Genomic DNA, 15,382 nt, shown 5'->3' on the forward strand with positions numbered 1-15,382 from the left:
AAAGTGATAAAGAAAACATCCAACATATAACGACCGCAGGCCTAAGCAGCAGCAACCCGGCATCAACCCCTCACCGCTACCCCCAAAACCTAGCGACCCAGCCCCCCCGACCGCTCCCACCAAAACCACCCCCCGTCCACCGGTGCGAACGAACTACCTACTTCGCCCCAGCGCAAACAACGTCCCCGCCACAAGAATAAACGCCCCGATAATCACCTTCTGCCAGGTACTGGGCACGCCGACCAGAATCAAGACGCTATTGATGAGCGTAACCAGCACCACGCCCAACAACGTCCCGACCACCGTCCCCGTCCCACCGGTAATCCTGGCCCCGCCAAGAATCACCGCAGCAATCACATCCAGCTCAGTCCCAACCAGATCAAACGGATTCGCCAGCCGATTAGTAGAGACATGCAAAATCCCGGCAATCCCCGCCAGCATCCCGGTGTAACCAAAAACAAACAGGTGAATAGCCCGCAGGTTATAACCAAGCCGCTCGGCGATCGGCAAACTCCCGCCCATCGCATAAACACCGCGCCCCATCATCGTCCGGTTGAGCAGCCACCACGTCACGCCCGCGGCTAAAAACAGCGCAATCACCGACACCGGCAACACCGCCCGAAGCCCATCGTTCGTGTGATAGAAAAACAGCGGCAGACGCCCGAAGCTGTCCATGCTGTGCGGGATATTCATAAAAAACTGCGTGCCCACAAAGGTCAGCAGCAACCCGCGATACAAATACTGCGTGCCAATAGTCACGATCAACGAAGGCGCCTTCAGCCGATGCACCAGCACGCCATTGATCAGCCCAAGCAACACGCCACCCACTGCGCCGCAAAGCAGAATCAGAACAAACGGCGCATCGGGCCACCAGGCGAACACGGCCTTGGTGATCGAATACATCGTAAAAGCAGCGATCGCGGTGAACGATACATCGATACCGCCCGACGCCAGCACCACCAGCGTCCCCAGCGCAAACAACGACACCGTCGTCCCCGAATGCAGCAGATCGAAAAGCGTCGCGAACTGGAAAAAGCGCGGATTGAGCGTACCCACCACCAGGCACGTCACAATAATCAACCCGACCGTGAACCACTCAGGATTGCGCACCAACCGCGCGGTAAAACCGAGCTGCCGCACCTGTGGCGCAACCTCCGCCAACGCCGGACTCAGCGCGGACGCGCCTTGCGATGTCTGAGCAACGCGATGAAGTGACTCGCTCATGCTGCCTCTGAAAGTAAAGCGTGATAAAGATCGGCTTCAGTCAATTGCCCCGCACGATATTCGTTCGAGACACGGCCCTTCTTCATCATCAGGATTCGATCGCAGTTCTGCAGCAGCTCAGGCAAGTCATCGCTGATCAAGATAATGCCGATGCCCTGCTCCGCCAGCCGCTGCATGATGCGGTAAATAATGTCCTTCGATCCCACATCCACGCCGACCGTCGGCCCGTGCAGGATCAAGACGCGTGGATCGATGGCAAGCCATCGGCCGATCAACACGCGTTGCTGGTTGCCACCCGAAAGCGACTGAACCGGTTTATCCACGTCAGGCGTCGCGATCTGCAGTTCCTTCACGGTGCGCTCGGCAAGCTCGCGCGTGCGTTTCCGGTCGACCTGTCCGAAGCGGTCGCGCAAACTCGAGATCATCGCGGTGATGACGTTGTCGCGGATGGATTTATCGAGGAAAAGCCCTTCATTCAAGCGGTCTTCGGGCACGTAGCCTATGCGCTGCCACTTCGCATCGGAGGGAGTCTTGAGCCGCACGATTGAGCCATCCAGCGTGACCGTTCCGCTATTCGCAGGCGCGACGCCCGCCAGCGCTCGCGCCAGTTCGTTGCGCCCCGAGTCGAGCAATCCCGTCACGCCAAGAATCTCCCCGCGATGCAGCGAGAACGTGACATCGGCGAACTGGCGGGAACGCGATAACGCTTTCACATCCAGCACGATGTCGTGACCATCCATGACTTCAGCCTGCCGATACCGCTCGTTCGATAACTGCTTGCCCGTCATCAACTCGCCAATCTGCGCCTTCGTGTAATTCTCGATCGGCCCTTGCGCCATCTTCTGGCCATCACGCAACACGATCACTTCACCGCCGATCGCGTAACACTCGTCCAGCTTATGGCTCACGAACAGGACGGCGACGCCATCGGCACGCAGCTTGGCGAGCACCGCGATCAGGTTGTCGACTTCCTTTTGCGTAAGCGATGTAGTCGGCTCGTCCATGATCACGAACTTCGCCTCGCTCGCAATCGCACGCGCGATCGCCACGAGTTGCCGTGTCGCCAGCGGCAACTGCTCGACCAGTGTGGACTGGAAATCGGCATCGCCGGGCAAACCCACTGCTTCCAAAGCGCGTGCCGCCGTGCGCGCCAGCGCGCGGCGATCGAAGGCTCGCGTAAGCCGTCCCGCATGCGCGGCCAGCTCCGATGTCAACGCCACGTTCTCCGCGACGCTCATGTTAGGCAGCAGCGAAAGGTCCTGATACACCGTCTCGATACCCGCCGACAACGCCTCCAACGGCGCAAGCCGCGCATGCCTTACGCCTTCGATCACGAGCTCGCCCTGATCGGGCGGCTGCGCCCCGGAGATGATCTTGATCAGCGTGCTCTTGCCACAGCCATTCTCGCCGAGCAGGTGATAGATCTGCCCGCGCTGGAACGAAAGGCTCACGCCACGCAGCGCGTAGACGCCGGTAAAGCGCTTGTGGATATCGACAACTTCGAGAAGCGGCGCTGTACTCATCATTGAACCTTCGACCCTTTCAAGCTTCCTCAAGACGGCGCGCACGCCTGCCGCGCGCGCCTTACTGCTTTCGCATGAAAATCAGAACGGATACTGCTTGTAGTTGGTCTTGTCGACGTCCACCCAGCCGGCGCCGCGCACGATGATGCCCTTGCCCGGACCCTTGCTTACCGTGACCTTGTTATAACCAACGATACCCAGGTCCGCGCCGTTCTCCACCGTCTTGCCATCGATCAGCATCTTCGCGATCTTGTTCATCGCGATACCGGCGAGCTTCGGATCCCAGAACGCGATACCGTTGATCGCGCCGCTTTCCAGGAACTTGCCGGCTTCCGTCGGCAGACCCGTGCCGTACACGCAGATCTTGCCGATCTTGCCGGCCTCTTCCACCGCACGCCCGATGCCAATCACATCCAGCGACGACGACCCCTGGAAGCCCGTCAGATCCGGGTGCTTGCGCAGCACTTCCTTCGCGACCTGATACGCGCGTTCACCATCATTGTTGGTCTCAAGCTTCGGCTCGACCAGATCCATCTTCGGGTACTTCTGCTTCGCATTGCCAATGCCGCCATCGGCCCACTGAACCTGCGAACGGCTGCCAAGCGAGCCCACCAGCACCGCCCATTTGCCCTGGTCACCCATGCACTTCGCAAGACGTTCGTTCAAACCCGCGCCGTACGCGGTGTTGTCGAAGGCTTCGATGTCGACCATCGTGTTCTTCTCGTTGTCCGCTTCATGCGTAACGACCTTGATGCCGCGATCCATCGCTTTCTTGAGCGCCGGTTCGAGCGTCGGCGGATCGTAGGGGACGACCGCGATCGCCGTGACCTTCTTCGCAATCAGGTCTTCGATGATCTTCAGTTGCTGTGCAGCGTCCGCACGTCCCGGTCCAGTCTGATACGCGTTCACGCCCGGGGTGCTCTTGGCGAATTCCTTCACGCCGTCGTCCATCCGGTTGAACCAGTTGATACCCGTGACCTTGACCACCGTGACGATGGTTTCATCGGTCGCGGCCTGCGCGACAGCAATGGCTCCGGCCGCAAGCGTGACAGCGGTGAGCGCGATGGCGATTCGACTGAGTTTCATGCGTTTGTCTCCGTTATGGTTTGTATGTGCTGCACATGAGGTGAAGTTTTGAAGCCCGAGGAACTCGAAGTCAGGTCAAGCCGCTGGCGGCTTTGGCACTTTCGAAATGGGCGCGGCGCCGCCGAGCCCGAAGATGGCGCGCACGCGTTCCCCACCCGCCAGCGCGAGCGACGCCAGCAGCAGGAAACCCCACGCACAGTCGCCGAAGAACTGCGACACGCCGAGCAGGTTGAACAAGCTCGACAGGAACTGGAGCACGGTCGCGGCCAGGAACACGCACACGATCCGGCCATAACCGCCCGCCGGATTCACGCCGCCCATCACGGCAATCAGGATCGCGATCAGCAGATACGAATTGCCGTAGTCCCACTTCGCGCTGGACGTATGCGTCGCGCTGATGAGACCCGCTAACGACGCAAGCACGCCGCACATGCCATAGGTCAGGATCAGCATGCGGTCGCGCGGAATGCCGGCGTAGAACGCGGCTTTCGGATTCGTACCCATCAGATAGAGCCGCAAGCCGAAGGGCGTGCGTTTCAGCACCCAACCGAGCAGCAACACCGTGGCTACGAAAATCCACAGCGAGATGGGGACTTGAAGGAAGGTGCCGTTGCCGATGTTCGAGAGGGCATCGACGTATTCCACCCGCACTGAAGCACCGTTGCTCAGCACCACGGCTATGCCGGTGAAGAGCAGCGAGGTACCGAGCGTGCAGAGGATCGGTGTGAGTTTCAGGCGCGCGATGATCACGCCGTTCATCAAGCCGCCCGCTGCGCCGAGCGCCACGGTGATCGCACAAAACACCGCGGTATAGAGCGACGGCGAGTTATCGGCGGAGACGAGCATCGGCAGCAGTTGCGCCGCGACCATGCCCGAGAGATTGGCAAGCGCGACGCCCGACAAGTCGATGCCGCCATTTCCCGACACCATCGAGAGCATGATGCCGAGCGCGAGCAAGCCGAGCTCGGGCAACTGGCTGCCCATCGACTGGAGGTTGTCGATATCGACGAACTGGCCATGCGACAACGCGGTCGCGACGATCACGACCAGCAGGTTCACGGCGACCAGGAAATTCAGTTGCCGGTCGGCGAGCCATTTCGATGTGTTCATCGAGGCGCTCCTCCGTTCAGGAATGTTGAGCCGACACGCTGCCGGACTTCGCAGCTTCGCCGAGTACCGCTTCGATCTCGACGAGCGTCGGCATCGACGGTGCGGTGCCCGCACGCGTGACGGACAAGCTCGCCAACGCACAACCAAAACGCACGGCATTCAACGGGCTTTCACCGCGTGCGAGCGCAGCAGCGAATCCGCCGGTGAAACCGTCGCCGGCGCCTGCGGTCTCGACCACGCGACCGCAATTGAAGGCGGGCACGAGCACCGATTGCTCCGGCGTATGCAGCAACGCGCCCGCTTCGCCCAGCGTCACGATCACCGCGCCTACGCCCTTGGCAAGCAAGGCATCGGCTGCACGGCGTGCGTCGTCGACTGACGTTATCGCGATACCCGTCAGCGCCGTTGCTTCGGTTTCGTTCGGCGTGATGTAGTCGCAGAGCGGGAAGATGTCGTCGTCGAGCGGCAACGCAGGCGCCGGATTGAACACGGTTGTCACACCATGGCGACGCGCGAGTTCGAGTCCGCGCTTGGCGGCCGGAACTGGCTGTTCAAGCTGCGTGACGAACACGGCGGCGGCCGCGATATCCGCTTCGATCGCTTCGACGTCTTCAGGGCACAACCGTCCGGCCGCACCCGCTGCAACGATGATCGCGTTGCCGCCGGTGACATCGTCGACGAAGATGTGGGCCGCACCGGTGGCCATGCCATCCGTCGATGTCGCCCGCGCCGTGATGCCTTCAGCGGCCCAGGTCGAGCGCGCAATGTCGCCGAATGCGTCGGCGCCGAGGCGCGTGCAGAAGACCACATCTGCACCGGCACGCGCCGCTGCCACGGCCTGGTTCGAGCCCTTGCCGCCGGGTCCCATTGCAAAGGCCGATCCGGCGATCGTCTCGCCAAGCAACGGCATGCGCTCGGCGCGAAACGTGAGATCCGTTACGTAGATGCCGAGGATGACGACGCCGCGGTTCATCGCGCGCTCTCCGAACCTGAAACTGCGGCCGGGGCATCGGGCGCGAGGTTCACACCCTTCTTGAAGATAAAGCAGCCATAACCGCGCGCTTCGCCGGTGGCGATCACGCAATAGGCTTTTTTGGCGCGTTCATAAAACGCAAAACGTTCGATGGAAGCGAAGGGCGTCGCGCGCCCTTCGGCGGCATCCACTTCGGTTTGTGCTTCGCGCTGCACGGCGGGGAGCGCGTTTGCGTCGCCGACCACTTCCATGCGTTCGGCCGGATGATCGACGAAGCTGTCCAGCGGCAACACCGACAACACCGCGCGAATCGCACGCGGCGCGTTCACGCCATCGAGTCGCAGCACATGACCGAGCACCGTTTGGCGCGCGACGGAATCGGCGGGAAAATTCGCGTCGCAGATCACGACTTCGTCGCCATGGCCCATCGCGCACAGCGCGTGCAGGACGTCGGCATTCAGCAGCGGATCGAGGTTCTTCAGCATTGCGTCTCCTTCATGTTGAGCGTGCCTCGCTGTGTTGCGAGGTCATCGCTCATGATACTAATTCGTCTGCTTCGAACCCGCACGGTCGGCGTTTAGTCGCCGTACGGGATCCAGATGTTCTTCACTTGCACAGCTTGGCGCAAGAACGGTAATCCTTCGCTGGCGGTGGCGTCGAACCAGTCGAACACGCGGCCGTAGTCGACGAACGTGCGCTTCAGATTCCCTACCGACTCGCGCTCTGTCATCGCCGATAAATCCGCACCGCCGAAGCACCACAACGCGTCGACATCGTCGTGTTTTGCCAAGGTCGAAGCCAGCGCGTGGCGCTCGCCCGTGACGATGTTCAACGCGCCCGCCGGCACATCCGAAGTCTCAACCACTTGATAAAAATCCGTCGCCATCAGCGGACATGTTTCGCTCGGCACCGCGACCACACGATTACCCAATGCAAGCGCCGGTGCAATCAGTGAGACGAGGCCAAGCAACGGCGCTTCGTCCGGACACACCACGCCGATCACGCCGAGCGGTTCGTGCATCGCCAGCGCAACGCCTCTTAGCGGCGGCGAGTGCACTGCGCCATCGAACTTGTCGGCCCATGCGCCGTAGGTGAACAAACGGGTGATCGACGCTTCTACTTCGCGCTCGGCATCGGCGGAAGAAACGCCTGTCCGCGCCGTGAGCTGCCTGGCAAATTCATCTGCGCGCGCCGACAGGTTTTCCGCGAGGTAATACAGCACTTGAGCACGATTATGCGTGCTGGCTTGCGACCACTTTTCAGCACTGCGCGCCGCCGCGACCGCGTTACGCACGTCCTTGCGATTGCCCTCGCCCACTTCACCTACGATCGCCCCCGACGGCGCATGCACGAGCCGCGAGTAACCGCTGTCCGGCCGAACCTGCTTACCGCCGATGAACAACTTCGCGGTGCGATCGAGCGCGCTGACATTGCTCTCGGTGGAAGCGGACTGAGCATGCGCCGCAGTAGCGTTTGAGCGAGCGGCCAGCTTAGTCCACGCGCGCGGCTTCAGATACTCGTAAATCCCCTCGCGTCCGCCTTCGCGGCCGAAGCCCGACTCGCGATATCCGCCGAAGCCGACGCTTGCGTCGAAGAGATTGGTCGCGTTGATCCAGACCACGCCGCATTGCAGACGCGGTGCGATATCCAGCGCGCGGCCGATGGTCTCGCTCCACACGCTCGCCGCGAGTCCATAACGCGAATGATTGGCCAGCGCGACGGCTTCGTCGGGCGTGCGAAAGCTCATTGTCACCAGCACCGGCCCGAAGATTTCCTCTTGCGCGAGCGTGGACGCAGGCGCGACGTTGGTCACCAAAGTAGGCGGATAAAATGCGCCTTGCTCGGGCATGCTCAGGCCCTTGGGCTGATGAATCTCACAGCCTTCCTGCACGCCGCGCTCAACCAGTGCGCGAATGCGTTCGAGCTGCACGGTATCCACGATTGCGCCCAGATCGATGCCCTTGTCGAGCGACGGCCCGACGCGCAGCGTGTCCATGCGGCGTTTCAATTTATCGATGAAACGCTTCTCCACGCCTTCCTGCACCAGCAGCCGCGAACCCGCGCAGCACACCTGGCCCTGGTTGAACCAGATAGCATCGACGACACCTTCCACGGCGCTGTCGAGATCGGCGTCGTCGAACACGATGAACGGCGACTTGCCGCCGAGCTCGAGCGTCAGCGACTTGCCCGAGCCTGCCGTGACAACACGAATTTGCCGGCCCACTTCCGTCGATCCGGTGAACGCAATCTTAGCTACACGCGGATGCTCGACCAGTGCGGCGCCGGTGCGGCCATCGCCAGTGACTACGTTCAGCACACCCGCCGGCAAACCTGCGCGCGCTGCTAATTCGGCAAACAGCAACGCCGTCAGCGGCGTGTATTCGGCGGGCTTCAGCACGACGCAATTACCCAGCGCGAGCGCCGGCGCGATTTTCCACGAGAGCATCAGCAGCGGAAAATTCCAAGGGACGATCTGGCCGATCACACCTAGCGGCGCCCACTCGGCGAACTCGCGATCCTGCAATTGCGCCCAGCCCGCGTGATGCAGGAAATGCCTTGCTACAAGAGGGATGTCGATGTCGCGCGATTCGCGAATCGGCTTGCCGTTATCGAGTGATTCAAGCACGGCGAACAGGCGGGCATGGCGCTGCACCATCCGCGAGAGCGCGTACAAATGCCGTGCACGCCCCGCGCCGCCAAGCGCTTGCCACGCGGGTGAGGCGCGATGCGCGGCATCGACGGCTGCGTCGATATCCGCTTGATCGCCTTGCGCGATACTCGCAAGCACGCGCCCGGTAGCGGGTTCCAGCGAGTCGAACTGCTCACCCGCCGATGGCGTGCGGAAGGCGCCATCGATGAAATGACCGAAGCCGTTCGTGTGTTGATCCAGCCAGGCGCGCACGGCGCTGTCGTCTTCCGGTGCAGGTCCGTAATCCATCGAGGAGAAGTAGTCGGCTACGCTCATGGGGAGCTCGTGTAAGAGATGATGCGGTGCTGATTCAAGCAACCGGATGTCGATGGAAAGCCGAGTAGCGGCCGGTGACGTGATGCTCGAGTTGCCGTTCGATATCGGCGAGCAGACTCGATGCGCCTATACGAAACAGCTCCGGTTCGAGCCATTCGCGGCCGAGTTCTTCCTTCATCAGGATCTGGTATTCGAGCACCGACTTGGCGGTGGACACGCCACCCGCTGGTTTGAAGCCGATCATGATGCCCGTCCGTTCCAGGTACTCGCGGATCATGCGCACCATGACTAGGGAAACGTCGAGCGTGGCGTTGACGCCTTCCTTGCCGGTGGAGGTCTTGATAAAATCGGCGCCGGCCATCATGCAAACCATTGATGCCTTGGCGATGTTCGAGAGCGTGCGGATGTCGCCGGTGGCGAGAATGGCTTTGATATGCGCCGGGCCGCACGCTGCGCGGAAGTCGCGCATTTCGTCGTAGAGCGCTTGCCAGTTGCCGGTGAGCACGTGTTCACGCGTGACGACGATATCGATTTCCGCCGCGCCGTCTTTCACCGATGCCTCGATCTCTTTCAACTTCAGCGGATGCGGGATAAGGCCGGCGGGAAAGCCCGTTGATACGGCTGCGACCGGAATGCCGCTGCCGGCAAGCGCTGCGACTGCCGTGCCGACGAAGCGGTGATACACGCACACTGCGCCGGTCTTGATGGAGCCGGGCGGCATGCCGAGCGCGTCCAGCAGGTCGTCGCGAATCGGACGGCGCGCTTTGGCGCATAAGCGTTCGACGCGCGCGGCGGTGTCGTCGCCATTGAGCGTGGTCAGATCGATGCAGGTGATGGCTTTGAGCAACCACGCTGCTTGCGCGTCCTTTTTAACCGCGCGGCGCGTGCCGAGCGTACTGACCCGGCGGCTGACAGCTGATTGATTGACTCGCAGGCCGTCGACCCACGAGAGATCCAGCGGCACGCCGGGATTGCGCTGTTCCGCGTGAGTCGAAGGCGGTTTGCCGCGCAAGGGGACAACGGGTTGAGAAGCAACATCGAGCATGAGCGTGGCCGGTTGTGCGGTGCACAACATTTTCCGGTTAATCGATGCATTATTCTAACACCTGGTTGTTATGATTGTAACATTCGGGATTATACCGAGGGCGGGGGTCGTTGGCACTTGGGGGTTTTTTGGGGGGTGGTGCTGGGGTGGTGCTTTCGGCGGTGGTGGTCTGCGTGAGTTAGCCGTATTTTTTATCACCATTAGCCACTGTGCGTGGCGGCACGTCATTTTTGTCCAAAGCCGAAAGCGACAAAGAAACGAAGCAAAGAAAGCGCTTTCCAACCACGGGCGAATTAGCGTCCCTAGCGTGCAGGCTAGAAGTTTCTGGCACCTGATAGCACGCTGCTCGCCAGACTCACCGATGTTTGAAACCCGACCTCTCCGAACACCGATACCCACACGCTTCGCCTCCAGTGATTGAACCTGCCCAAGGAACACCCCGCGCTATCCGCGTACAACCACCTCAAGAAATAACCTCGCAGTCCGCGTAGCCAACCCACCCGGAAATGAGGCAACCAGCACACGTGAGGCCGTACTGGTTCGTGGGTCACGGTTCTTGCCCGAGAGCGTTGGGGGCGAAGCGTGTTCGTGTCAGGATTCGCGAGAAGGAGGGGTTCACATATCGGGGAGTCTGGCGGGCACCGTGCTATCAGGTGCCAGAAACTTCTAGCCTGCACGCTAGGGACACTAACTTGCCCTTGGTTGGAAAGCGCTTTCTTTGCTTCGTTTCTTTGTCGCTTTGGACAGAAATGACGTGCCGCCACGCACAGTGGCTAATAGTGATAAAAAACACAGCTAACTCACGCAGACCACCAACGCCGAAAGCACCAACCCCGCACCCCCCCGTCCACCGGTGCGAACACCCCTCCTCCCCGGTTAGAATTGCCCTTCGCGCATGCATCGCCAAAAAAATCAGGGGCGACGCCGCGGTCAAGGAGAACCCGATGGATGCATTGCCACCCGAAGAAACCATCCGCAGCGCCGTCGACCGCTCGGTGAGCCGCTTGCGCCTGCAGCACGAGATCGCCGTGCAATTCGCGACCTCCGTCCTGCGGGTACACAGCGCCAACGCGCTCCTCGACGAGGCATGCAAGGCGGTGTCGGCTGGATTGCGCTCGCGTTTTGCCAAGGTGCTCCGCTATCAGCCCGAAAGCGAAACCTTCGTACTCGAAGCCGGAGTAGGCTGGGACCCCGCAGACATCGGCACCACGGAACTCGGCGCCGACGACGCCAGCCCCGCCGGCCACGCGTTCGTCAGCGGTCGCCCGGTACTATCGAATCATCTGGGCACCGAACATCGGTTCCGCACGCCCGACCTGCTCGCCCGCCACGGCATCAAACGCGCCATCAACGTCCCCATCCGCGGCATTCCGGAAACCTTCGGCGTGCTCGAAGCGGATAGCTCCGACGACGAAGACTTCACCGAAACGGACATCGTTTTCCTGGAAGCGATCGCGAACGTCATCTCCATGGGCCGCGAACGGCTGGCGGCGGAATCGCAGACCGGCGCCGACGAGCTGTTCTCCACCAGCGTGCTGAACGCGAGCACGGACTGCATCCAGGTGCTGTCGCTGAATGGCGGCATCGAATTCATGAACGATAACGGACTGGCGGCGCTGAGCATCGACGACTTCGCAGACATCGGCGGCACGTTTTGCATCGATCTGTGGCCGGAGGATCAACGCCCGAAAGTCCTGCAGGCTCTGGCGAAATCGGCCGAAGGCGAACCGGTCCGCTTCGAAGGCCCCTGCCCGACCCGCGCCGGCGATGCTCGCTGGTGGGATGTATCGGTCGCGCCCGTTCGAGACACCGACGAGCACGTAAAACGTATCGTGCTGACCATGCGCGATGTCACCGAACGACATGAGAACGAAGAAGAACTCGCGGCGCTTGTATCGAGCCAGGAAACGCAGCTCGGAAATTCCGCGCTCATGATGAAGGAGGTTCATCACCGCGTTCGCAACAGTCTTCAACTGGTGCAGACGCTGCTCGCGCTGCAGGCGAATCTCGCCGGCGACAAGTCCGTCGCCACGCATCTGCAAGCGGCGGCCACACGCGTGCGCACGGTCGGCTCGGTGCATCACCGGCTCTATCAGGACGATGGCGCCGAAGCGACGGACGCCACCAGTTACTTGCGCGGCTTGACGGCCGATCTGGCGGAACTGGCGGCGGGGCGTGAGGTATCGCTGGAAGGAGAATCGATTGTGCTGCCCGCCGCGCGGCTCGCGCCGCTCGGGCTCGTCACGGCGGAACTTGTGACCAACGCGCTCAAGTACGGTCGCGGGACAGTGCGCGTGAAGCTGGAACGATCCGGCGATGTCGTGCTGCTTTCGGTGGAGGACGAGGGAGACGGTTTTCCCGTCGACTTCCCGAAACCGCAGGGCACGGGCCTCGGCATGCGGCTCGTGACCACGTACGCCGGCAAGGGCGCGGGCGCGGTGACCGTCGACAGGACGGTGCCGTTCAGCCGTATTTTGGTAAGGTTTCCGGCGGGGTGAAGGCGGGTTGCAGGCGCGGCCCCGTTAAGCCACCCCCTTCTCCCGCAGCCTTTCGATCATCTCGCCCGGCACATCCCAGTCTCGCAGGATCGCTTCGTTATCTTGCCCTGGACTCGCCGGTGGCCCGCTCACCTCGGGCACCGTGCGGCTAAAGCGCGGCGCGGGTCCCGGTTGTGTCACCCCATCCACTTCAATGAATGCCCCCCGCCTCCGGTTATGCACATGCTCCGGTGCTTCGTTCATATCGAGCACGGGAGCAAAGCAGACATCAGTGCCTTCCATCAACTCGCACCATGCCTGCCGCGGTTTCGTCGCGAAGATAGCCGCAATTTTGGTTTTCAACACCGGCCATTGTTCGCGATCCATCTGGCTCTCGAAGGCGGCATCGTGGATATCGCAGAGCTTCAGCAGCAGGGCGTAGAACTGCGGTTCAATCGCCCCGACCGACACGAATTTGCCGTCCGCGCATGCGTACGTGTTGTAGAAATGGGCGCCGCCGGCAAGCATGGCCGAACCTCGCTCGCCCGACCACGCGCCAAACGCCTTGTAGCCGTAGATCATCGCGCCGAGCAGCGCGGAACCTTCGATCATCGCGGCATCGATAACCTGACCCTTACCCGAACCGCGCGCTTCCAGCAGCGCGCACACCACGCCGAACGCGAGCATCATCCCGCCGCCGCCAAAGTCGCCCACAAGATTCAGCGGCGGCACCGGCGGCGCATCGCCACGGCCAATCTCGTGCAACATGCCGCTCATCGCGATGTAATTAAGATCGTGACCGGCAGCGTTGGCCAGCGGACCATCCTGTCCCCAGCCAGTGACGCGGCCATACACAAGCCTCGGATTGCGCTCCAGGCACACGTCCGGCCCGAGGCCAAGCCGCTCCATCACGCCGGGGCGAAAACCTTCGATCAGCGCATCGGCCTGAGCAACAAGATGCAGCGCCAGTTCGCACGCTTCCGGTTGCTTCAGGTCAAGCGCCAGAGAGCGGCGGCCGCGCGCCATGACATCGAATTTCGTACCTTGCATCGGATAGGGTGTCGTGCCGCCGGCCGGCTTACGGTCGATGCGGATCACTTCCGCGCCCATGTCAGCGAGCATCATCGCGGCGAACGGACACGGGCCAAGCCCAACCATCTCGACAATACGAATCCCCTTTAGCGGCCCGCTCATCGCAAGGTCCCGTGCGAAGAACAATGCGACGCTGGCAGCGCACAAATAGCGGGAGATTTCATGTCGGTTTTCCTTAGCGGAATGGTTATGCAAGTCCAGCGTTTCCCTTAATCGCCTGAGTCTCAGGCGCTCGTCGATTTGCGAAACTTTACACCCCGCCCGCTCATTGAGCGGACCCTTGCCTTACGTTTAATACGGCTCCCTTGCCGCACCATGCGTGCAATGCCCCATTTATCTTTTCTAGCCGGGTACCATTGAATAGAATTGACCAAATGCCCGCGCATTCCCCCTGCTCGAGCGGCCGGTTGGCTTGGCGAACCCAAGGCGAAGCCGACCGCTCAGGAGGGAGCGAGCGGGCAGGTTTGGCTTTTGCCTTGGTTGCCGATTTTTGAGCGTGCGCCTCAGTGCCCGGCGCGTCGACGTCAGCCCATACCGTTGGTTTTCTTGTGCTAGCCTCGTCGTCATGGAACGCCGCAAAGTCACCTTCAAGCTCTACCCCAACGCACGCGAGGCCGAACGCCTCACGTCGTGGATCCGCTTGCACTGTGAGCTGTACAACGCGGCGCTCGAGGAGCGCATCGACGCATACCGCAAGGCCGGCAAGTCGATTAACTACTACGACCAGCAAAACGCGTTGCCAGAGATCAAGGCGGCTCGTCCCGAGTTCGTCGAGCTCGGCAGTCACGCGTTGCAGCAGACCCTCCACAAGCTCGATCTGGCGTTTCAGGCGTTCTTTCGCCGCATCAAAGCCGGGCAGACGCCCGGGTTCCCGCGCTTTAAGGCTAGCCAACGGTTTTCGGGCTTCTGTTATCCGGATCCGGCGGGTTGGAAACTCGCACAGAACGGCACGCGTGGAGCGACCGTTCGCCTCGGTAGCGCCCAGGATGCGATGTCGATCCGTGCCCGAGGCCAGCACCGGTTTGGCGACGGCGCGAAGCCCAACGATCTGACGATCACGCGCAAGAACGGGGAGTGGTTCGCCTCGGTCACGCTGCGTGTTTCGGAACACGCCTGCGCCCGTGCCCGCACGGGTGAGGAGCATCGCGGCGTCGACTTCGGGCTGACCGACTGGGCCACGTTCGATAACGGCGAGACGATCGACAATCCACGATTCGTGCGCAACGAGATGCCCCATATGGCGGATCTGCAGCGGCAGCAGGCGAGGAAAAAGCGCGGCTCCATTCGCTATCAGCGGCTGGGCAAGCAGGTAGCGAAGCTGCACGAGCGCATCGGCCACCTGCGCCGCGAGTTCCTGCACAAGACAACGACTCGGCTCGTCAAGTCCTGCGCGCTCATCGCGACGGAAGCACTGCGCACACAGAACATGAGCCGCTCGGCCAGGGGCACGCTGGACAAGCCCGGCCGGAGGGTCAAGCAAAAGGGCGGGCTGAATCGCGAGATTCTGTCGGCCGGATTGAGCATGGCGCACCACATGCTCGCGTACAAAGCGGTAGAGGCTGGTACGCGAGTGCATGTGTCAGACACGCGCCAATTAAAGCCGTCGCAACGCTGCTCGTCGTGTTGGGAGATTGTGCCCAAGACGCTCGCGCAACGCATGCATGAGTGCCCGCACTGCGGACTCAAAATGCCACGCGACCAAAACGCAGCGTCGGTCATGCTGATCGATGCGCACACGCCTGGAACGGGCGTGGCGGCGAGACCCAAACCGCTGGCGCGGCAACGCGCGAAGTCAAAGTCTTTGACCCGCGAAACCCCCGCTACAGCGTCGCAAGACGCTTAGCGGGGGAGAGTTCATTTAAATCGACTCAAGCGCTGCTCATGCAG

The 15,382-nt window shown here is 61.8% G+C and carries 11 protein-coding genes; 2 read left to right on the forward strand and 9 right to left on the reverse strand.

Annotated elements, in window-relative coordinates; translation table 11 throughout:
* Positions 1-153: 153 nt before the first annotated feature.
* The 8 genes from M0D69_RS30815 to deoC form a co-directional block, all read right to left on the reverse strand.
* Positions 154-1,224: an ABC transporter permease gene (locus tag M0D69_RS30815; protein WP_301785638.1), complete on the reverse strand. Its 1,071-nt coding sequence runs from the start codon at positions 1,222-1,224 to the stop codon at positions 154-156.
* Positions 1,221-2,750, reverse strand: coding sequence for a sugar ABC transporter ATP-binding protein (locus M0D69_RS30820; RefSeq protein ID WP_301785639.1), 1,530 nt, complete (start codon positions 2,748-2,750; stop codon positions 1,221-1,223). The genes M0D69_RS30815 and M0D69_RS30820 overlap by 4 nt, the downstream gene beginning before the upstream one ends.
* 78 nt (positions 2,751-2,828) lie before the next feature.
* Positions 2,829-3,833: an autoinducer 2 ABC transporter substrate-binding protein gene (locus M0D69_RS30825; protein ID WP_301785640.1), complete on the reverse strand. Its 1,005-nt coding sequence runs from the start codon at positions 3,831-3,833 to the stop codon at positions 2,829-2,831.
* Positions 3,834-3,908: 75 nt separating this feature from the next.
* Positions 3,909-4,943, reverse strand: coding sequence for an ABC transporter permease (locus M0D69_RS30830; protein ID WP_301785641.1), 1,035 nt, complete (start codon positions 4,941-4,943; stop codon positions 3,909-3,911).
* Between the two features lie 16 nt (positions 4,944-4,959).
* Positions 4,960-5,916 (reverse strand): ribokinase, encoded by a 957-nt coding sequence (rbsK, locus tag M0D69_RS30835; protein WP_301785642.1) that lies wholly within the window; start codon positions 5,914-5,916, stop codon positions 4,960-4,962.
* A complete protein-coding gene (locus tag M0D69_RS30840; RefSeq protein WP_301785643.1) occupies positions 5,913-6,401 on the reverse strand; it encodes an RbsD/FucU family protein in 489 nt (162 codons plus the stop codon). The genes rbsK and M0D69_RS30840 overlap by 4 nt, the downstream gene beginning before the upstream one ends.
* Positions 6,402-6,493: 92 nt before the next feature.
* The gene (locus M0D69_RS30845) at positions 6,494-8,881 is read right to left on the reverse strand and encodes an aldehyde dehydrogenase family protein (RefSeq protein ID WP_301785644.1); all 2,388 of its coding nucleotides are present in this window, start codon (positions 8,879-8,881) and stop codon (positions 6,494-6,496) included.
* 34 nt (positions 8,882-8,915) lie between these two features.
* Positions 8,916-9,926 (reverse strand): deoxyribose-phosphate aldolase, encoded by a 1,011-nt coding sequence (deoC, locus tag M0D69_RS30850; protein ID WP_301785645.1) that lies wholly within the window; start codon positions 9,924-9,926, stop codon positions 8,916-8,918.
* Between the two features lie 944 nt (positions 9,927-10,870).
* Between deoC and M0D69_RS30855 the strand changes: the two genes are divergently transcribed.
* Positions 10,871-12,424: a sensor histidine kinase gene (locus tag M0D69_RS30855; protein WP_301785646.1), complete on the forward strand. Its 1,554-nt coding sequence runs from the start codon at positions 10,871-10,873 to the stop codon at positions 12,422-12,424.
* Between the two features lie 24 nt (positions 12,425-12,448).
* Here the strand turns inward: M0D69_RS30855 and M0D69_RS30860 are convergent, their stop codons facing one another.
* The gene (locus tag M0D69_RS30860; protein ID WP_301785647.1) at positions 12,449-13,597 is read right to left on the reverse strand and encodes a CaiB/BaiF CoA-transferase family protein; all 1,149 of its coding nucleotides are present in this window, start codon (positions 13,595-13,597) and stop codon (positions 12,449-12,451) included.
* Between the two features lie 463 nt (positions 13,598-14,060).
* Here M0D69_RS30860 and M0D69_RS30865 point away from each other — a divergent pair, with 463 nt between their 5' ends.
* A complete protein-coding gene (locus tag M0D69_RS30865) occupies positions 14,061-15,338 on the forward strand; it encodes a transposase (RefSeq protein WP_301785648.1) in 1,278 nt (425 codons plus the stop codon).
* Positions 15,339-15,382 lie beyond the last annotated feature (44 nt).

The organism is Caballeronia sp. SEWSISQ10-4 2, assembly GCF_030464885.1.
Taxonomy (GTDB): Bacteria; Pseudomonadota; Gammaproteobacteria; order Burkholderiales; family Burkholderiaceae; genus Caballeronia.